At 51.9% G+C, this 20,837-nt stretch carries 16 protein-coding genes; 8 read left to right on the top strand and 8 right to left on the bottom strand.

All coding sequences use genetic code 11. The annotated features are described in order from the left end of the window. The first annotated feature begins 11 nt into the window (after positions 1–11). Entirely contained in the window at positions 12–236 is a 225-nt protein-coding gene (locus KIH39_RS06850; RefSeq protein WP_213498534.1) for a hypothetical protein, read from the top strand. Between the two features lie 54 nt (positions 237–290). On the opposite strand, the gene KIH39_RS06845 is transcribed toward KIH39_RS06850, so the two are convergent. From KIH39_RS06845 to KIH39_RS06825, 5 genes are all read right to left on the bottom strand, one after another. Beyond that, positions 291–1,226 (bottom strand): ABC transporter ATP-binding protein, encoded by a 936-nt coding sequence (locus tag KIH39_RS06845; protein ID WP_213498533.1) that lies wholly within the window; start codon positions 1,224–1,226, stop codon positions 291–293. Between the two features lie 11 nt (positions 1,227–1,237). Continuing rightward, positions 1,238–3,742, bottom strand: coding sequence for a hypothetical protein (locus tag KIH39_RS06840; protein WP_213498532.1), 2,505 nt, complete (start codon positions 3,740–3,742; stop codon positions 1,238–1,240). Positions 3,743–3,757: 15 nt separating this feature from the next. Then, positions 3,758–4,093, bottom strand: coding sequence for a MazG nucleotide pyrophosphohydrolase domain-containing protein (locus KIH39_RS06835; protein WP_246539573.1), 336 nt, complete (start codon positions 4,091–4,093; stop codon positions 3,758–3,760). A 49-nt stretch (positions 4,094–4,142) separates the two neighbouring features. After that, positions 4,143–6,836, bottom strand: coding sequence for a tetratricopeptide repeat protein (locus KIH39_RS06830; protein WP_213498531.1), 2,694 nt, complete (start codon positions 6,834–6,836; stop codon positions 4,143–4,145). A gap of 133 nt (positions 6,837–6,969) precedes the next feature. Beyond that, complete coding sequence (locus KIH39_RS06825; protein WP_213498530.1) at positions 6,970–8,004, bottom strand: serine/threonine protein kinase; 1,035 nt, start codon at positions 8,002–8,004, stop codon at positions 6,970–6,972. Positions 8,005–8,257: 253 nt separating this feature from the next. Here KIH39_RS06825 and galE point away from each other — a divergent pair, with 253 nt between their 5' ends. The 6 genes from galE to KIH39_RS06795 all read left to right on the top strand — a co-directional run bounded on the left by galE (position 8,258) and on the right by KIH39_RS06795 (position 15,607). After that, positions 8,258–9,247, top strand: a complete 990-nt coding sequence (gene galE, locus KIH39_RS06820; RefSeq protein ID WP_213498529.1) for a UDP-glucose 4-epimerase GalE — start codon at positions 8,258–8,260, stop codon at positions 9,245–9,247. Between the two features lie 95 nt (positions 9,248–9,342). Then, the gene (locus KIH39_RS26790) at positions 9,343–9,804 is read left to right on the top strand and encodes an FKBP-type peptidyl-prolyl cis-trans isomerase (protein WP_315852412.1); all 462 of its coding nucleotides are present in this window, start codon (positions 9,343–9,345) and stop codon (positions 9,802–9,804) included. 348 nt (positions 9,805–10,152) lie between these two features. Next, positions 10,153–11,568 (top strand): DEAD/DEAH box helicase, encoded by a 1,416-nt coding sequence (locus KIH39_RS06810; RefSeq protein WP_246539571.1) that lies wholly within the window; start codon positions 10,153–10,155, stop codon positions 11,566–11,568. Further along, on the top strand, positions 11,555–12,793 hold the full coding sequence (locus tag KIH39_RS06805) for a DUF790 family protein (RefSeq protein ID WP_213498528.1): 1,239 nt from the start codon (positions 11,555–11,557) through the stop codon (positions 12,791–12,793). The genes KIH39_RS06810 and KIH39_RS06805 overlap by 14 nt, the downstream gene beginning before the upstream one ends. A gap of 30 nt (positions 12,794–12,823) precedes the next feature. Then, complete coding sequence (locus KIH39_RS06800; protein WP_213498527.1) at positions 12,824–13,495, top strand: tetratricopeptide repeat protein; 672 nt, start codon at positions 12,824–12,826, stop codon at positions 13,493–13,495. Between the two features lie 222 nt (positions 13,496–13,717). Then, positions 13,718–15,607, top strand: coding sequence for a thiamine pyrophosphate-binding protein (locus tag KIH39_RS06795; RefSeq protein WP_213498526.1), 1,890 nt, complete (start codon positions 13,718–13,720; stop codon positions 15,605–15,607). Positions 15,608–15,676: 69 nt separating this feature from the next. On the opposite strand, the gene KIH39_RS06790 is transcribed toward KIH39_RS06795, so the two are convergent. Next, positions 15,677–16,231, bottom strand: coding sequence for a formaldehyde-activating enzyme (locus KIH39_RS06790; RefSeq protein WP_213498525.1), 555 nt, complete (start codon positions 16,229–16,231; stop codon positions 15,677–15,679). A 182-nt stretch (positions 16,232–16,413) separates the two neighbouring features. Between KIH39_RS06790 and KIH39_RS06785 the strand changes: the two genes are divergently transcribed. Then, the gene (locus KIH39_RS06785; protein ID WP_213498524.1) at positions 16,414–19,428 is read left to right on the top strand and encodes a WD40 repeat domain-containing protein; all 3,015 of its coding nucleotides are present in this window, start codon (positions 16,414–16,416) and stop codon (positions 19,426–19,428) included. Positions 19,429–19,457: 29 nt separating this feature from the next. Here KIH39_RS06785 and KIH39_RS06780 read toward each other — a convergent pair whose 3' ends face one another. Both KIH39_RS06780 and dapB read right to left on the bottom strand, forming a co-directional pair. Continuing rightward, entirely contained in the window at positions 19,458–19,961 is a 504-nt protein-coding gene (locus tag KIH39_RS06780) for an RICIN domain-containing protein (protein WP_213498523.1), read from the bottom strand. A 74-nt stretch (positions 19,962–20,035) separates the two neighbouring features. Then, on the bottom strand, positions 20,036–20,833 hold the full coding sequence (gene dapB, locus KIH39_RS06775) for a 4-hydroxy-tetrahydrodipicolinate reductase (protein ID WP_213498522.1): 798 nt from the start codon (positions 20,831–20,833) through the stop codon (positions 20,036–20,038). Positions 20,834–20,837: the final 4 nt, after the last annotated feature.

Below are 20,837 nucleotides of genomic sequence, written 5' to 3'. Positions count from 1 at the left end.
GAGGATTCACCGTGGCAGCGCAACTGAAGCTTTATCGAAGTTTTGAAGAACCGGAATTTGAAGTACTTCCAGAAGAGAAGATTCATATTCGACTGGGAGACCTGCTTCCGCTGGTCGCCCTGGCCCAAAGAAGACACTTCACGTGGCTCCAGGATTTCCTGGATGACGAAGTGAGCATCTCTTCGGATTTACACGACGTCCTATTGGCATTTCGCAGCAGCCGTCCCTCCGCATGATAAGCTTAAGGTGCAGGGGATCGCTGCTCACAGAGAGATCCCCCTGGATTTCCATTAATTTGTGATGCCTTTGGTAATACCCATAAACACGTCTTCGAGGTCGATTTCCTCCTCCTTGAGTGTTTTGAGTTTGAACCGCTCGGCGATCAGTCGCTCGGCCAGAAAGCTACCATCATCCTGACCGTCGTGAAGGGTGACTTTCATCGGTTCCAGGGCATTGACGAATTCCACCTTGGCCACTTCTGGCCAGGATTCCAATTTCTTCGCAGCCGCTTCATTCAAACCATCGCCAACCGCGATGAGGTAGACGTGCTTTTGGCGCACCTGCGAAATGGCCGCGTCCACATCGCCATTGAACAGTAGTTTACCGCGTTCGATGATGCCGATTTTGTTACAGATGTCGGCCAACTCGGGAAGAATGTGGCTGCTGACCAGAATGGTCTTCTTCATATTGCGCAATTCTTTGAGCAATTCTCGCATTTCGATGCGAGCGCGGGGATCGAGACCGCTGGCCGGTTCATCCAGCAACAAGACCTGAGGTTCGTGGAGCAGAACGCGCGCAAGACCTAGTCTTTGCGTCATACCGCGGGAAAGGCTGGTGACCAGGGCATCGCGCTTGTAACCCAAATCTACCAGATCCAGAACCTGCTCGCATTTTTTGTGTCGCTCCGGTCCTTTGATCCGATAAGCGGCCGCGAAAAACTCGAGATACTCGATCACTTTCATGTCGTCGTACACGCCGAAAAAATCCGGCATGTAGCCAATCGCTCGACGAATTTCTTTCGAACCGGTATAGATGGAGTAGCCGCAGACGCTCGCTTCTCCCCACGTCGGATTGAGCAGGGTAGCCAGAATTCTCATCGTTGTGGTTTTACCCGCCCCGTTGGGACCGATGAAACCGTAGACATCCCCAGGTTGCAGGGTCAGAGTCAGGCGATCGAGGGCATAGAGTTCCCCGTAGCGTTTCGTCAAATCGCGAGTTTCGATCATAGAAGTTTCCGTTATTTCTTAGCTGGGAGAACGGGAATAATAACCATCACGCAGGTTTCCTGCCGGAGCGAACCGCGCAATTCCTCTCGCGGTTTCGAGTTTGGCAGGCCCGGAATACTATTGAGCCACAGACGAGTAGGCGATTGGGGATTGTTCATCCACTCTTCGGCGGGCCCTTCGGTGATTTTCATCCGACCGAAGAGAATTACCTCATTATTGTGGTCCCTATCCACGCGCCAGGACTGATCGAGATAACGGTAACCGGCATTTCGGGACCGGGTCTGCTTACCGAACATGAGATCATGGAACAAGAACGGCCAGACGCGAAAGACTACAGAATTCTCCATACCCAAGCGGTTCATGCCGGGATTCACCTGGCGATTCAAATCCGTTTCCAGTCCCGAATCATTTTTCAACCAGTTGGCGGCGTCGGGATTATTGGCTTTAACGCTGAGAGTTTCGGTCCGTTCCACACCCTCTTCGAGCGTGCCCAGTGCGTAATCTTTCCCTTCATGGATAAGGTGCACATCTTCCAGCTTGGCAATGGGCAAATTACTCTTCAACTTACCGATAATCACACCGGCATCCCCGGCCGTGCGACGAAACTCCGCTTCCACAAGCGGTCGCTTTTCATCGAGGGGAACCATCCACTCCGCCATGAAGGCCTTGGTCGACCAGACGGGAATCGGCACTCCTTGCAAGCCCACAGCAGACCGGATGCGGGAGGCGTCGGTTTCGCTAGTTGTGGAAACGAAATTGTAACTGCGGCGAAGGAGAGTCTCACGTCCGTAGCGATTGTTTCCCACCCACGAGACAACTGTATTGGGGAGGGATTCGGAGGCAGGTTGAGTTGTCCAGTGAGTATCGCCAATCGAGTCCGAGCGGGGTTCCACACCGATCGTGTAGTTTTGAATCCGTGGAGAAAAGATCGAGAACCAGGTGGTGCCATAGACTCTTTTCGTGTTCAGATCAATCTCGACCAGATCAATCTTGTTGACCTTCATGTCCCGCCCTTTGATTGCGTACGCAGCGTAGTAAGCAATGGCACTAACCGAAATCACGATCAAAGGGAAGGTAATCCAGGTCCACTCAAGTCGTCGAAAACCCTTTTTGAGGATGAAATAATCGATAGGCCCAATCAACAGGATGTACAGGAAAATGAACAGGGCCACCCAGCCGAAAGAAACGACCGGGATGCCTTCAAAATAATCGAGTGCGGACTGAAATCTGTTGGAAAAAGCCTCGGAATCTTCACTGTTGTAACGTCCGACAATCTGACTTTCCTGCAGACTCGGCAAAGTTACTCCCGCGGCCGAAAGCAATCCTTCCCAGAATCGGGCACGCTCTTTCCAAATGGAGAGCGGCGGCCTTTCCAGATCGAGCGAACTCACCAGCACTCTGCCTAATCCGTAGCTGCCTTCGACGATAATAGGGGAGCTCATGGCATCCGGCTTGTCGCTCCAGGGCATGAGGACCTGCAGCGGTTTTTCGGGCCGCGCTTCCAGCTTCGTCAGGGAGATTTTTTCATCTCGATCTTCGCCGAAATTCAGCGTTTCGTTCAGATCCCCTTTGATCCATCGAAGACGGACGTTATTTACGAGGTGTTTGGAGTTTCTGGGGATCACCGCGGGCAGAATGTCGCGAATTTCGGGAATCAAATCGAGGACTTCGGGATTGGAACCCACACTTACCAGCAATTTTCCTCCCCGCATCACCCATTCTCGGAGCGCTGAGATCCTCGCTTTGTCTTTTCCCAATGTGGTGAAAAATTTCAAATCGGTGCTATCGCTTCCCGTCGTCAGGATTGCCAGATCGACGCTTTTATAACCGAGCCAGTTATCGGGCAGTTGATTGGCTTCGATACACTGGGTGAGTTGCACCCAGCCATTGCGGAGTTTATCGACCCCTTCGTCATTGGGATTATTTGACTTAACTTCTGCCAATTTAAATCCTCCGAGGGAGGATCCGATACTCAGGATGTTGGTCAGAGATTGTTGGGATGCCGCAATGTTCTTATTGACGGAAGCTGCCAAATCGGTGCCCCGATCAGCGTCCCGAATACTCACATGGATTTCGGAGTAGTAGCTGCCGGGCTTCAGATAAGGCGTAACCCCGAGTTCATATCCGGTGCGAGATTCCCCCGCATGAAAGTGCGGCATCGGATAGGTCGCCACGGTAGTATTTTCATCCGAATCGGTTGTTTCCACCACCAGAACCGCGTTGTTTTCGTATTCTTTCCGGCAATCGACCCAGACCCAGACCGGAGCCCAACTCCCGGCCTTGAAAATGTTCATTTTGCCGCCGTCACGGTCGTTTTCCCCCGAATATGCACCAGCGGGTAATCCGACTTGGACGCGGCGGATGGCAAGCGGATATCGGCTGTTTTTACCGCTGTCGACCTCAGTTTCCTGCTGAGCGACTACCGGCAAAACACTGCCGAGCACGAAAAAAAGGGAAAGTAAGCCGCGAAGCGCGATCGCCGGGCGGAATAAGGTAGGCCTTTTGGGATATCTCATGCGGTACCTGAAGAATCAGGGTTTCTCCGTCGGACTACACAGACAGGGTATCTTCTCACAATAAGGACACCCGCGACCATATTTCATTTCGATAGCTGCGTTTAAATCTATCCCCGCAATGTTAGCCAGGGTTGCCAGCCAGGCGAGCACATCGGCGAATTCTTTGGCGACTTCCTCGGATTTATGCTGGCCTCTTAACGCTTCCGCAAGTTCACCCACCTCGGACATGAACCACATAAATGTCCCATCAATTCCGCGTCGGGCATCCTTGGCCCCATACGCATCGCGGATGAATTGCTGGAACTTAGTCAAATTCCAATCGCGAACAGATTCGACGTTACCGTTTTTCACTCTGACTATCTTAGCACCTTCTCGATATCCCGGCCGGATTCCAAATCACTCAATTCTGATCTTTCTCGGCCGGCGGAGGGCCGAACCTTTTTTCCAGTACCTTGGCTTCGATATCCTTCTCCTGCTCGCGAAGTGCTGTTAATACGATTCTTTGAGCCTCGGCGTTCAAAACATCGATTCGCAGAGCCTCTTTTGCCGCTTTTTCCGCGTCCGCATATTTTTTTCCCGTCAGATAGACCCTCGCTAATTGAATTCGGGCCTCCAGATCCTCAGATTCGTAAAGAACTCGTTCCTGCAGCACGTCCGCCAATTTATCCAACTCCATTCGCATGGAGTAAATCTGGGAGAGTTGTTCGAGCCAATTTCCATCGAGCGGGGCCTCCTTGCGAGCTTTTTCCAGCAAAACGATCGCTTTGCTCGTATCATCCCCGTCCCGGTAGGCCTTGATCAAGGCCAGGAGTATCCCCACATCTTTCGGATTGTCTTTCTGGGCAATTTCCAGAAGCGATTTCGCAGCGGCACTATCACCGGAAGCCTCGAGCAAGCGGCTTTTCACAAGCAGAGCAATGGGATGGTCGGCTTTTTTCTTTAAAACAATCTCCACAAGCTTTCGGGCATCCGCCGGTCGCTCTTTTTTCTGGTACTGCTCCGCCAGTTTGGCCGCGACATTCAAATCCTCTGGCGATTTGTCTCGAGCCTCCTCCAACTGTTCGATACTCATCTCCGGTTCCACCTTGGTCATCAGCGGCGGAATATCCGCCACGATTTTTTTCAGATAAACCCGGTATCCTGCCTCGAATTCGGCTTTGCCTACGCCGCAAACCTTCCGAATGACAGCGGTAGTATCCAGACCTTCCCGATAGGCGGACAGCATCTCGCCGATTTTCTGAGGTCCAAATTTTTCCCGGACGTATTCGACATAAAGGTTGCTCTGACAATAGGCGAGCATCCATTCATCCTGCGACCGGGGGCGGACGAAGCCGAGCGTAATCGAATCCAAATTCATGAGTTCATTGGCCTCAAACGCTCGGCGTAACTCCCGGCTCCAGGTATAGGGGCGAACCGGGTTCTCGTTGCGAACCGCCAGTCCTTCCGTCAACCAGTGCGGCACTTTATAATCGGTCTGATTAAGATTGAATGCGTGCACCAGTTCGTGTCGTATGACTCTTCCCCAGTTGAATGGCTTTAACAATCCCCTGGCTCGGGGGGAAGCGATAGTCACGACATTGCCGGTACAAGCTCCAATGGTATGCAAATCCGGCAGCCCGATGGTCCGACCGCTGAACATTTCATGACTGTTGAACAGTTCAACTAAAATTCGCTCTTTCGGTTCGTAGCCGAATTCGATGGCCAGTTTCGTGTGGGTATCCTCGAGATAATCCGCGATGAAATCCGCCAGGATTTTATCGGTCTTGGAATCGAAGCGAATCGTATAGTGCTTGGTTTGTAGCGTATCGTACTTATCCAGGTGTTTGAGGACTTTCAGCATGTTGGAAACGCGAACGTTGAAGCGGTCGGCCTCGAACGATTTATTGAGTAAATCGCGGGCTTCCGTCTCCTGGCCGAGTCTTAACTCCAGCATGGCCAGGCCCGCTCGCGGTTGTGGAAACTGCTCGCCATAGGTGATTGCCTTGCGGTAGTATTCTTCCGCGGGTTTAAAACTCTTACGCTCCTCCAGAGCATGGGCCAACTGGTAGTAAAAATTCACCGGTTTAGAAGTGAAGCTCTCCACCTGTTTAGCCAGCGCGTTCACCTTTTCCGTCTGATTCAGCAGATAATAGCAAGCGGCCAATCGCCCGAGAGCGAGTTCGTATTTCGGATTGGTTGCCACCGCTTTTTCCAGGAATTTAGTCGCCGTCGCATAATCGTCTGACATCATCAAAATGTCCGCTTTCAAGCAGCAGGCCGAGGGTAGGCGGGAATTGATGTTCAGCGCCTTTTCTACGGCTTCCTCGGCGTCTTTGAGTTCATACTGCTGCAGGAAGACCATCCCGCGTCCAACTTGTGCTTCCGCACACTGGGGATTGATTTTCAGAGCTTTGTCGAAAGCTTCCATGGCCTCCGGCCTGTTGTACTTTTCGAGCAGTAAAATCCCGGCCTGATACTCAGCTTCCCAGACATCCGGATTGATCTTCAAAATGTCCGCATAAAGTTCGTTGAGAATGAATCGAAATTGATCGCTCAATCCTTTCCAACGGGCATTTTCCGTTGCCGCCTGCCCGACGATTAACAGTTTGTCGGTATCGGTGATATCCTTGTCTTCATTGCTGGCCTTGGTGTATTCGCGAACGAACCAGCGCACGTCCTTTTCGGCCAGATCCAGTTTACCGCTATCGCGAGCTATCCGAGCTTGAATCCATCGCGCCTGGAAATGATTTTTATCCTTGGCGAGTATCTCTTCGGCGGTTTTCTGAGCTTCGGACCAGCGGCCCAGCATATATTGCAAATCGCCTTCCGCGGCGGCCAGATCCAAGGAATCGATCGTTTTTCGGACCGTGGCGAGTAGGGTCAAGGCTTTTTCGTAATCTCCCACCATCCGGTAGGATTGAGCTAATCCGATGTTGGCCGCGGCTTGATATTTGGGCTCTTTGGCCAAATTTTCAAAGGCCTTTCTCGCTTCATCCCATTTGCCATGCTGTAGCAAGGAATTGGCATTGGCCAGGGGGGCGGCATCCTGGGCGCATAATAGGCGGGAGGAGAGGAGAAATACCCCTAGGGTCGTGAAGAATAGTCGATGGTACATGAGGAATACTCCGGAGCGGTCTCACAACTCCACGTTAGCGGTTTGTGAGCGCCGAAGCAAATGATTCCGCCCCGAATAGGACGCCTGAGTCGAAGACTCATTGCGTCAGAAAGGAGATAACTTGCCGAATTTCTCAATGAGACAAAATCGTCGTCGTTCGCTGCATTTCACAGGTGAGCATCAGAGCATTGATCTCCGCATCGACCGTTTTATGATCGGACATCCGGTCGTCCGGCCGCTTGTTCAACATTCTCATCACGAAATCGGACACCGTTTTCGGAATCGATTTGTCGATCGAGCAGGGCGAGATGGGGACTTCGCGGATATGCCGCAGAGCTATACGGTTGCGGTCAGTCCCTTCGAAGGGGAGCTTGCCCGTCAAGCACTCGTAAAGCGTCACACCCAGTGAATACCAATCCGAACGATGGTCCAGCTCTTTATTTTCAATCTGTTCTGGCGACATGTACGCGGCCGTTCCCAGGACGTTTTGGAATTGCGCCATGGGAACCGGAGTATATTCCTCGTCTCGGATTACGGAGAGTCCATAATCGATGAGTTTTGCCTGCCCGTTGGGGGGAAGCATGATATTTCCGGGTTTAATATCCCGGTGGATGATCTGCTGCCGCGTCAACGCGTCCAGAGCATAATTGATCTCTTTAGCGATCCGCAAGACTTTCCTGGGTGGAAGCGTTTTGTCTTTTCGAAGCAATTCGCTCAGAGATTGCTCGGGTATAAATTCGATCACCAGAATCGGCGTATCCTCGTGCTCAAGGTAGTCCCAGAGTCGAGGAATGTTATTGTGATTCATGGTGCGAAGAATGTCGCGCTCGTTGCTCAGATGCTTGATGAGCGTTTCCCGCATCAGCGGTTCCCGGGAGGAAACGCATTTCATTATCACTGGAATTCGCAGATTCGGATGAATGCTCCGATAAATGCGGTGATGGTCTTTAATTGCGACGTAGTTGGTGATCACATACCCATTGATCGAATGCCCAATTTCCCAGGGCGGATAATCGGACAATTCGTCCCCGGTGGAAACGTTGGCGCGGGTACTCAGATCGACTGGCGTTTCCCGGGCGGGGCCGCTGAGCTTGATCGTCTCGTGCAGATCCGTTTTGAGTGCGGAATTCATTGGAGGTAAAGTACGCAAATGGGTGTCGCGATTCATGCAAACCTCAAGTAAGGTAAGCGGATTGTATTATCTACAACAAATGAACTATTTGTTCCGGCATGAATCAAATCAATCGGGATTTCAGATCGGACCAATTTTCTGATCGTATCACGAGAATCGGGAGAATTGTTTGCGACTTCGCAATTTACCTGTTTTGACAGGGAACAGACTGCTGTTGGTCTTCAGAGTGCGAAAAGCTATCATCTTCTAGGTTCTGAAATTCCCGCGTCGAGACTTGATTAGAGCCGTCATGAAGCATCGCGTACTGGTAGTTGGCGGAGCCGGATACATCGGCAGTCACACCGTAAAATTGCTGCAGAATCAGGGTTACGAAGTCTGGGTTTACGACAACCTCAGCATGGGGCATAAGGAATCGGTTTCACCCGATTGCCTGATCGTTGGGGACCTGAAGGACAAGGATCGACTCGATCACGCCATTATGATCCATCGCATCGAGGGCGTCATCCACTTCGCGGCCTCCGCCTTCGTCGGAGAGTCGGTGACCGAACCGGCGAAGTACTACCAGAATAACGTGGTGAATACGCTCTCATTACTGGAAGTCGTGCGTAAACAGGGCATCAAAAAGTTTGTTTTTTCCAGCACCTGCGCCACTTATGGAACTCCGGACCGGGTTCCGATCACCGAGGATACTCCTCAAAATCCGATCAATCCCTACGGGGAAACGAAGCTGATCGTGGAGAAGGTACTTCGCGATTATGCTCGGGCTTATCAGATAGGTTATGCCGCTCTTCGCTATTTCAATGCTTCCGGAGCCGCCGCCGATGGCAGCATTGGAGAAGACCATTCTCCCGAAACGCATTTGATCCCGCTAATTCTGGAAACGATTCTGGGAAAGCGAAAAGAGATTGAGATCTTTGGCACCGATTACCCCACTCCCGATGGGACTTGCATTCGGGATTACATTCACGTCGACGATCTGGCGCAGGCGCACATTCTTGCTCTGGACATCTTGAAACCGGGGCAGGAAATTAAGGTGAATTTGGGGATCGGACAGGGCTACAGTGTCCGGCAAGTCATTGCCGCGACGGAAAAAGTGACAGGAAAGAAAGTAAAGTACAAGGAATCCCCACGGCGAGCCGGTGATCCGGCGGAGCTGGTGGCGAATCCGGCAAAAGCCATGAAGGAATTGGGTTGGAAGCCCAAGTATCTCGACATTGAAACGATCATAGAGACGGCATGGAATTGGCATCGAAAACATCCCAATGGTTTCCGAAACTAATATTTGCCATCTTTCTCGTCGGGGTTTTCTTTGATAAGCTTTTGAGAACGCGCTCTATTTTTACGAGCACTCTATTTTTACTTGGGATAACGGAAATGAAGATCTGGTTATTCGCTTCGCTATCAGTAATGGCTCTCGCCATTTTCTCCATCGGCTGCAGTTCTGCCGAAGAATTCAATCAGGATAAGCCAAAGCTTCCCGATTTGGATTCCAAAGAATGGAAAGAACTGAAAGATGGCAATGGCTTGAAAATCTGGGATGTCAAAGAAGGAAAAGGCGACGCGGTCAAAGCGGGGGCTACCGTTACGATCCACTATACGGGTTGGACCAAAGACGGTAATGTCTTCGATAGTTCAGTAGTTCGAGGTCAAAAAGCGACTTTCCCGCTGAATCGACTGATCAAGGGCTGGCAAGTCGGTATTCCCGGAATGAAGCCGGGCGGGGTTCGCCGGTTGTACATCCCTTATGATCTGGCTTACGGTGCGGCGGGCCGACCGCCCCAGATCCCTGCTAAAGCCGATCTGATTTTTGAGATTGAACTTTTCGACGGCAAATAACTCGTCGACCATGCCCGAGTAAAAGCTTAGTTCTCGATCGTCTAACGGTCGAGATTCCAGGCACCAGCTAAAATGCTTTGAAGACTAAAGAGATTTCTAGGGTGCGGCTGCCAGTATCACTTATCAATACTTGATCCGCTCACGTTTAGATCTGCTGGATCATGCCCTATGAATTCGTCCTACCTCCTATTTTCGTGACCTAGGCAATCCGGATTCGGCTCGCAAATCGAAGGACTCAGTGAGCACATTCTCCTGGTAATGGTTCTATTTTTTCTCGCGGAAAAGACTTCGAGTAGCGCCGGCCGCTGAAAATTCTCTCTTCAGAAACAACTCTCGCTAAGTACCTGAGTGAAAGCTCCGCAAACTCGTAAATTAGGAAGTATGGATGGAAAGGGCCCAGAACTGACACTTCGCTTCGATCGAGGAACGATCCTGGTTGAAGGTATTCATCCTTCCAATCGAAACCTGGTGCCATTCGTTCAATTTGATCCCAGAACAAAAGTCGATCGGGCCGAGGGATATCGCTATCGTTTGATCGTCGAAGAACTCCGTCGCAAACAAGTCTCCTATCTCGATCAGGCACGCGATTATCAGCCGTTACAATTCGATCTAAAATCGGCTCGAAACCCATTCCCACATCAGAAAGAAGCCGTTCAGGCCTGGTGGACGGCGAACGGAAAAGGATTGGTCGTACTCCCCACCGGCACGGGTAAAACTTTCACGGCTATTCTCGCCATGATTCAGGCCGCCCGGCCTACTTTGGTGGTTACGCCCACCATCGACTTGTTGCATCAGTGGCACACGGAATTGGAAGCATCCTTTGGTTTTCCCGTCGGAATGCTGGGCGGCGGCGAATATACCTTGAGCCCGGTGACCGTCTCGACTTACGATTCCGCCTATATTCACGTCGAGCGCTGGGGAAACCGATTTGGGTTACTCATTTTTGACGAATGCCATCATCTGCCCGGTGCAACCTATTCGATGGCCGCCAGAATGAGCCTGGCTCCATTTCGGCTGGGACTAACTGCGACTCCCGAAAGAAGCGACGGCCAGGAAGTCGCCTATGAAGATCTGATCGGTCCGATAATCTATCGCCGCGAAATTACCGAACTTTCCGGTCAATTCCTCGCCGACTACCGAACGGAACAGATTTTTATCCGGATGTCAGCAGAAGAACAGGAACGGTTCGATCACAATAAAAGCGTTTATCGATCGTTCCTGAGTGCGAAGCAGTTGAGCATTTCTTCTCCCGAGGGATGGCGTCGATTTCTGTTCGAGGCCGCACGTACCAAAGAGGGGTGGCAGGCCCTTCAAGCTTATCGCGACATGAAGAAAGTAGAACGATCGGCCGAGGGGAAATTTCTTCAACTCGAAGCTTTACTGAAAAAGCATACGGCCGATCGAATACTGATATTCACAGCGGACAACGCCACGGTCTACGACATCTCCCGCAAATATTTGATACCCGCGCTGACGCATCAGACCAAAACCAAGGAGCGACGGCTGATGCTGGAGCGATTCCACTCGGGGGAGTACTCCACAATCGTTACCAGTCAAGTTCTGAATGAAGGAGTGGATGTTCCCGCGGCGAGCGTAGGTATCGTTCTTTCGGGGACTTGCACTGTGAGGGAAAATGTTCAGCGCTTGGGCCGGATTCTACGAAAGCGTCCGGACAAACAGGCTATCCTCTACGAATTGATTCTGGAGGGTACCTCCGAGGTCTACTCGAGCGAGCGCAGGAGGCAGCATAATGCTTTCGGGTAATCTCATTCGAGTGACGCATCGGAAAGAAGGCATCCATCCCAAATTTTTGAAGACGGACGATCCGATACTGCTGGAACTGGCCGAGCGGCTCCTGGAGATTTTTCGGCTCTCCGGCCAATCTCGACTGGCCGAGATCGAAGAGTCGCTAGAAGAAATTGAGACGGAGGGACCACTGCAGTTGATTCAGCGCGGGTTGGCCAAAGTCCTGATGGACCGTTCGGAGTTCGATACCAACTCCACTCTGTCGCCAGAAACGATTCGCGAGCAGGCCTTCAAACTCTCTCAGCAGTTCATGAAGCAAACCGATTGGTCGGCCCATCCTGCCCGGCATCGCGATCCGATTCTCAGGCAACTGGCGGAACAGCACGGCGTGCCAGTCAATGTCATTGAGACAACTCTCTATGCCGATCTGAAAAGCGAACAGCGGCTCATTCGATTCGATGATTTATCCGCCGAGCGACTCTTACACCGATACAACGTGGCCCTGGTTCAGGCATTACTTTGCCGCTGCGTCCGATTGGAATGTTGGTTGCGAAAGCTACCTGCGACGCGCAGCCGTCAGTTGGCCCGGGCGGCAAAGTTTCATCGCTTAATTGCCGTGTGGCAGCAACCCACCAAGGATCATTTCCATCTGGCTTTAGACGGGCCTCTTAGCCTGTTCAGCCAGACTCAGAAGTACGGCCTGCAGCTCTCCAATTTTTTTCCTCATATTTTGCACTGCGAACAGTGGGAGATGACTGCCCATTTATTGTGGGGACCGGAAAAAATGCCCAAAGTTCTGGCGCTCAATAATAAACAAGGTCTGATATCCCATGTACCTGATTTTGGAAGTTATCGACCTGCGGAGCTGGAGGTTTTTGAGCGATCGTTCTTGAAGCATGCGGCGAATTGGAAGCTGATAGTTGAGCCATTGCCGATTGCTTTAAAAACCGATCTCTGGTTTCCGGACTATATTCTTGAGCACCTGCCAACTGCGCAGAAAGTTCCGTTAGAGATTCTGGGATTCTGGCGGAAAATCGATCTGGAGAAACTGATCCTGAAGATCCAGGAGAGTTTTGCGGGCCAATTTCTGATTGTGGTCTCCGAAGACCGATTGATCGATGAATCGCTCAGCGAACTCGGATCCCAATCGATCGTGACTTTCAAGAAGACGGCCACAGCCGATGGCGTAACTCAGGCAGCATGCAGACTTTTGGGGCTCCCGGCAAAAACCAAGACCGATTGACCAATCCCGTCGTTGTGTTATTATCCGGTTATGCCAAAAGTTCACCCTCTTCGACTACTATTACTCTTCTTGGCTTTGTGCCTCCTAGCCGGCTCCCTGGCTGCGGCGCACACCCTTAATTACGCTCAGGTCGCCCACGCCTATCTGCACCAGGCCGAGTTATCCCGCGCGGCAAACAACGAAGCCCGAGCCATCCATTATCAAAGGCTTTATCTGCAGAAGCAGCCCGATGCTCCAAACGTCCTTCAAACTCAGGCGGAACTTCTCTCGACAAAAAGTGATCGTCCCTCACTCGATGAGGCACTTATTCTACTGGAAAGATTGTTACTATTACAACCCACGAACCGCACTGCCCGTGAGAAGTTGATTGATCTTACGATTCAGGCGGGGCGGTTTAGAGATTCGCAGCATCACATCGAAGAACTGCTGAAAACGGAGAAACCCAACGCTAAGCTCTTGAGCCAATTGGCGATATGCCGCTGGGCCAACCTCGAATTGAATGGGGCCGAAGAACTCTTTGTCTCCGCGCTCGAACGGGACATTTCTTACAGGGAGGCGGTATTCGGGCTATTCGATCTGGGGCTGATGAAACGCGATACGGACTTGATGCGGAGTGCTCTTTGCGTTTTAGAATCGATTTTTCCGGAAGATCCGGAAACGGTAACGCGGCTCTTTCAATTTGCTCAACTTCAACCACAGTAATCCGGACGGGGAAGTGCCCGTAATCTCACCGGTCCTACAACCGGAATGTTCGGTAAATCTTTCGTCCGCAGTTCAGATCCACCTCGATTTTCAATACCGCTCTTTTTCACTTCGATTGCCTTCCCCACAGGCTTCATGCAATCCCGATATTAACGATACGAATCGACAGTTCCGCTTTTCTAGACGGACCTCATCGATCGAGTTTTTTGGGGATGCAAGGGAATGGAATTCCAATTTTCGCGCCGCGGATTGTTTGAAGGCATGGCTGCTCTGGGAACCGTAGCGATTCTCGCTCCCCAAGCGGAAGCGATTGACGGCCCGCTGGTTAAACATCGACGAGAAAAAGGGATCGTGAAAGGTCACATGACGGGGGCTCAAGCCGTTGTCGAGACTTTAATCGTTGAAGGAACCGATTGCGTTTACGGCATTCCCGGCGCGCAAGAAAATGAACTTTGGGACGTTTTGAAGGCGAAAAAGCTTCCGTACCTCCTTTGCACGCACGAGTATTCCGCTGCCTGCATGGCCGATGGTTATGCTCGCAGCACAGGTAAACCGGGAGTCATTTGCATCGTTCCCGGCCCCGGGGTCACGAACTCGCTCACAGGTCTCGGGGAAGCACTGCTCGATTCGGTTCCTATCGTGGCCATCGTCGGGGATGTTGCTCGCGGCGAAAAAGGCAAACCTTTTCAGGTTCATTGCCTCGATCAAACCGCTTTATTGAAGCCGGTAACGAAGGGGGTCTTTTCCGTCAGCGAAGTGATTCAGATTCCCGAGGCAATTCGCAACGCTTTCGCTCTCGCGACTTGCGGTGAGCCCGGCCCGACGGCGGTGGTGATCCCCTATAACCTGCTCATTGAGGCGGGAATGATGAATTCACCGGCGCGGGCCGATGTCGGCGTTCCGTTCGACGAAGCGGCTTTTCAAAAAGCCTTGTGCATCCTTCGAAACAAGAATCTGCGCGTCGGAATATATGCCGGTCTGGGCTGCATGGATTATTCGGCTCAGCTCGTTCAAGTGGCTGAACTTCTGCAAGCTCCGGTCGCTACGAGCATCTCCGGTAAAGGCTGCATTCCTGAAACGCATCCCTTAGCGGTGGGCTGGGGTTATGGACCGCAGGGGACCTACACGGCCGAGCATGTCTTCAACACCAAGTTGCTGCATCCGCATGCCGGTGTCGATTGCATCTTGGCCATCGGGGTGAAGTACAGCGAGGTATCGACCGGGTTCTATCAGAATCCGGCGGGGAAGCATCACATCCATGTGGATATCAATCCGGAGAATCTGGGCCGAATTCACACGCCCGATGTTTGTGTGAACGCGGACGCGGGAATTTTCTTCGATGAACTCCTCAAGCAAGCCGATGCCGTTTGCCGTCCCAAAGAAACACAAATTATCAGCAGAATCTCGGCCGCTCGAGTTCAGGAAGTGAAAAATCGCTCCGAGTCCTATGCTCGTTGCGGGGTCGATCCGATGCAGGTCGTTCTGGCCCTACGCAAAGCACTCTGTGAAGATGCGCTGGTATTTGTCGATGTTACAGCTTCGGAACATCTGGCCGCTGAGGCGTTCACCACTTGCAAACCCCGTACGTACTTCAATCCGACCGATAATCAGGCGATGGGTTGGTCAATTCCGGCGGCTTTAGGAGCACAAAAAGCTCATCCGGGTCGAATGGTGGTCACTCTCACCGGGGATGGCTGCTTCTTGATGACCGGCCTGGAGATTTCAACGGCCGCACGGGAAGGGCTCCCAGTGAAGTTTTTCATTCTGGACGATCAAGCCTATCACTACATGCAGATGCTGCAGAAACCGGCCTACAATCGCACCACGGCAACTCATCTGGCTAAGCTGGACTATACAGCCTTAGCTCAGGGATTAGGCGTGGCCTACCAGGAAATCAATTCGGCGGCGAATCTGGAATCCGGAATTCGCGGAGCTTTGAACTACGCCGGCCCAGTACTAGTGAGAATCGTCACCGATTACGGGGATCGGAAGATTCGCTGGATCGAAAGTGTCCGGGCCAAGTACACCAAGGAACTCACACCACTTCAGAAGAGTCGCTTCGCCGCGCGATTGGGAATTCGTACGGTCGGCCTGAACAAAGTGAACGATTGATAAGCGGGCGATTGGAAATCCCGTGAAAAACGACATTAAGAGACTGGTTCGAAGGCCGAAGGACTTCGCCTACAACTTACCTTCGAGCCCTTGCTGATGGAAATAGTGTTCGACCTTATCCTGATTTTCCAACAGCCAATCTATGGTCGGTTCCCCTTCCATGGCTTTTTTGATCACCTTGGCCGTCGCGGCTCGATGAATTTGGAATAGGGCAGTGTGGTCGATTTCTGAAGCCGGGTATTTGAGAATGACCGGATCGAGCCAGACCGAATAGATGATTCCCATGCTATCGGCCTTCTTCTTGGGAATATCGCCCGCTCGCACCGCATCCAGAACACCATTGGCAATAGCCGCTTGAACCGTTCCCATCAGGATGTTGGTGTAGCGGGAATCTTTGACGGTAACCTTGCTGACCATTAATGTGGCCGGTTTGACCTGCACATCGCTGTTAAGAAGTGCAAAGACGCGTGTGTGTCCCTGAACCTGATCTCCCAGAAGTGTGGCCAGCGCAGTACCGACAGGACCTTCCAGATCGCCGATCACGATCTCCGGTTCGGCGCACAGGTAGTCTTTATCTCCTTCGACCAGGGCTTCCGCCGTACACATCAAATATTTCTTGGACATCGCCACCGACTCCGTTGGGAATAAGTTCTTTTCAATGAGTGTATCGGATAACGATGCCCCGGAAAATCTTGTTTCTAGAGATCTCTCGATTAGCTATACTCTTCGTTAACGATCATGATTCTCAACAGGACGTGAAAATGCCTTCCAGTCGATTTTTTTTACTCGGAATTTCCTGCTGTATTTTGAGCCCGACACTACTCTGGTCTCAGACAGCGGCGAATTCTCAGGAGATTATCTCTCAAAGGAAACAGGAGTTCGAAAAAGAGAGAGCGGAAGCCCTGAAAAAGGGGTTCTCAGAGCCCGATTTGAAGAATGCGGAGCAACTCAAACTCCTGGCGGATAAGGCCGAGAAAGCGGGGAATCTCGAACAGGCCGCCCGCACCTTGCGTGAAGCGAGATTTTCGATTCCCTATCTCCCCGCAAACCTGCCTGCCAACGTTTCCAAAATTTTGGGAAGTCAGCGTCTCCAGCAAACGGGTGAAATCCAATGTATCGCTTTGCACCCTAAAGAGCCCAAGTGCGTCGCATCCGCTTATGACGGTTCGGTTGCCATCTGGAATATCGAAAATGGCCGACAGGAGTTGGCTTTTAAAGGATCGACCGAGAAAAGTTATGCCGTCGCCTGGTCGCCCGATGGGAAATGGATTGCCAGTTCTTCCGGCAAAGAAATCCATCTTTGGGACGCTTCGACTGGAAAAACTGCTCACGTTCTTAAAGAACACAAGTCCGAAGTCTCTTCTCTAGCATTTAGTCCCGATAGCAAAACATTGGCGAGTGCCTCCGATGCACCCGAAATATCGATTCGGCTCTGGAATGTCGAAAGCGGAAAGAGCGAAGGCGTTCTAATCGAAGAGAAAGAGCGAATCTTTCAAATCGCTTACGATCCGACCGGGAAGATCATCGCTCTGGTCGATAGTCGCGGTTCGCTCAAGCTCTATCCTTCCAAGCTTCCCGAAAAAGGGCCCGCCAAAATTCTCCTTTCCACCGTTCTGTATCCCGTCAGCGGTGCGAATTGCCTGGCCTTCTCGCCGGATGGCCGAAGCATCTACACCGGCGGTAGTGACAGTAACATCAACATCCGCCAGATTTTGATTCCCGGCGCCTCCAATGCGCCCCCGAAACCGGATTTCCGATTGCTTTCCATAGAATCCACTTCCGGGCATGCTTCACCCGTGCTGGCAATCGCCGTCAGTCCCGATGGCCAATTTCTTGCGACTGGTGGTAAAGACAATTCGATCAAGATCTGGGATCTCACCAAGAATGGACTACTCCTGCGGACGTTTTTCGGTCATAGCTCCGAGGTCACCAGTCTGAAATTTACCTCCGATAGCCGGACGCTTGTCTCGGGAAGCCTGGATCAGACCATTCGAGTCTGGGATGTCAGTTTTGCCGATGCCCATATTACTCTGAAAGATCACACGGGCTATTTATGGGCCTGTGCGTACAGTCCCGATGGGAAGTATTTTGCCACGACCGGAGCCGACCGCCAGGTATGCCTATACGATGCGACGAGCAACAAACTGATAACTCAGTATCAGGCGGGTGATTCCGCAATTACATCGTTAACCTTTACTCCAGACAGCACCCAACTGGCTACGGCCGGAGGCGATCGAAAAATCAAGCTCTGGGACATCCCGGGGGGTAAACTGCAGAAGGAATTCCTCGGGCATAAAGCTCCGATCATGGCTCTGGCCATAGATCCTTCAGGAAAATACTTTCTAAGCGGGTCGGCCGATAAGACCGCAATTCTCTGGGAGAAGGAGACCGGTAAAGTCGCCTACACTTTTTCGGATTTGAAATCGGCTGTCAGTGCTTTGGATTTTTCTCCGAACGGAAAGTGGCTGGCGATTGGAACGGCCGATGGCTTGCTGCGTCTATTCGATCGAAATGCCGGATTTAAGGAAGTCTCAAAACTCTCCGCTCACGTCTCCGGCGTCAGCTGCCTCCAATTTCATCCGAATTTGCCTTTTCTCGGCACGGTTGGTGGAGACCGCTTAATGCGATATTGGTCGATCTCCGACGCGATGACTCTCACCAAGACTTCAGAAGTCAATGCCCATGGCGGGGCGATTAGCGCTATAGCTTTCAACAAGGATGGGACGTCGTTTGCCACCGCTGGAAGCGACCAATTCGTGAAAGTCTGGAATGCTCAAACCCGAACCGAGCGAACCTCCCTGCGCGGCCATACGGAGTGGGTGACTTGCGTGGCGTTCGCCCCGGATGGTTCGAGCATTCTCAGCGGCGGTGTCGACAAAACCGCCTGCGTCTGGATGATGATGACCTCCGATGCTCGATCGACCACTGGTCATCGCCGTCAGGTCACAGCGTTGTCGATCGACAAATCTGGCATCCTGGCAACGGGATCCGATGATCGAACGATCAAGATCTGGGATATGAATACGGGCAAAGAAAAACTTTCGCTGCCGGTCGATTATTCGACGATTACCGCAATGACTCTGCTCGAGGACGGCAAATTCCTGGCCATTGGGGGAAGGGCGCCGGCTTCGAATACTCCCTTGCACATTGTGCAAATCTGGAATCTCGAGACTCGACAGATCGTAAAAACCATAAACGACATGGATGAAGTTGGACTGATCCAATATCTCGCCGATAAAAAGCGACTCATCATCTGGAGCTATAAAGAACCGGGGTCCAAACCGGTGAATCGGATCATTACGCTGGATGAAAAATTCCAACCGATCAAAACCGTGGTCGAAAAGGATCTCGAAACCAGTTCTCTGTCCTTTACATCGGATGGCGAATGGGCGGCGATCGCGACGCCTACCGGGCAGGTCTTGGTTCGGGCGATTCTGAAAGACGAGAAGATCACCAAAGATCTCTTAAAGGCTTCGGAGAAGAGCGTTACCGACCTGGCATTCTCAACCGATCGCAAACGGCTCTACACCGCCGATGCAAACGGCATGGTTAAAATCTGGAACACCGAAAATTTCAAGGAAGAGAAAGCGTTCCAGGCGAACTCCGCCGGGCAGAACCAATTGCAGATCCATCACGACAGCCAGCGGATGCTCATATTCAACGATCAGGGGGAAGTGACGCTCTGGGACCTGAGTAAAGTGGTAAAACTTCGCAACTGGACTTTGCCGACTAAAGTGAACGGCATCGTTTTCGCGCCGGATGGCAAAAAGGCGTATACGGCCAATGCCGATTCCACCATCTACGTGCTGGAAATGCCATAAAAAAGGGGGCTTTTTCCAGCCCCCTTTTTTTACTTCTTCGCCTTCACTTCAACTGCTTCCCAAAGCTGTTTTTTGTTCTTGTCGTCTGCCGTTTTCTGAACGACTTTTGTCTCCTCGGAGATATCGAGAACTTTTCCACTCGATTTCGATTTGAGCTGTTTGGCCATGCCTTTGCCGACCCAGCTCCAACGCTGGTTGTCAAAATCATCGTCCTTGGCGTCCCATTGAATAATCTCGGCTCCGTCGTCTGAGGAAGCTTCGTTCACATCCAGAACTTTGCCCGATTTGCGATTGACGATTTTCAGATACTCGCCGTCTTTCACCAGGCTCCATTGCTGTGCTTCAGATCCATCGTCCTTGGCCAGCACGCAACGCGCACCGGCTTCTTCCGAGTTGTCAGTCAGCGCCAGAACCTTTTTCGTTTCGGCATGTACGATTTTAAAATACTTTTCGTCAGCGGCTTTGGCCTGAGAGCCCAACAGCGCGAAAAGGCTTAACAGGGCGAATCCAAAGAACCACTTAGACTTGAGCATAAAAACCCCTTTAAGAAATGGTGGAGAGTCGAGTCCCATGAACTCGTCTTCGACTATACGGAGCGTTCGAAACTCTACAGGCCCAGTACGTCATACATGGTATATCGTCCGGCCGGTTTCCCTGCCAGAAATTTAGCAGCGAGTAGTGCCCCCCGGGCATAACTGTCCCGACTGTATCCCTTGTGAATCAATTCCATGGTTTCGCCGAGTGCACTGAACATGATGGTGTGCTCGCCCACATTGTCGCCACCCCGAATCGCATGCATACCAATTTCATCCAGTGGACGTTCCCCGACTATACCTTCCCGGCCATGCACGATTTTCGACTGCCCCATCGTCTCTTGAATGATCCGGGCAAACTGCATGGCAGTTCCGCTGGGAGAATCTTTCTTCATGCGGTGGTGCCGTTCGATAATTTCCACGTCAAAACCCTTACCCATCAAGGCTTGACTGGCTTGCTGAACGAGTTTGAAAAGCAGATTGACCACCAGACTCATGCTGGGGGAAAGCAGGAGGGCGGTCGCGTGGGCTGCTGCTTCGATTTCCCGTTTTTGCTCCGCCGAGTGCCCGGTCGTAGCGACTACCAGGGGAATTTTTCGAGCCACGCAAGTCTTCAGAATTTCCATGGAGCCTTCGGGAGTCGAAAAATCGATGACGACTTCCGGATGCTGGTCGAAAGGAAGTTCCGAAGTGATGGGAATCTCCAGTTTACCCACGCCGGCCAGTTCTCCCGCATCTTTCCCGAAGGCGGGATGCTTTCCCGAATCGAGGGCGGCCACCAGCGACAAGCCATGATCTTCGTGTCCCAACGCGATGATCCGCTGTCCCATCCGTCCGCAGGCTCCGTTCATTGCGTAGCGAATTTTGCTCATAGCG

The sequence above is a fragment of the Telmatocola sphagniphila genome (genome assembly GCF_018398935.1).
GTDB classification, from domain to species: domain Bacteria; phylum Planctomycetota; class Planctomycetia; order Gemmatales; family Gemmataceae; genus Telmatocola; species Telmatocola sphagniphila.
Note: the sequence above shows the minus strand (reverse complement) of the source record. Positions and strands in the feature narration are given on the sequence as shown.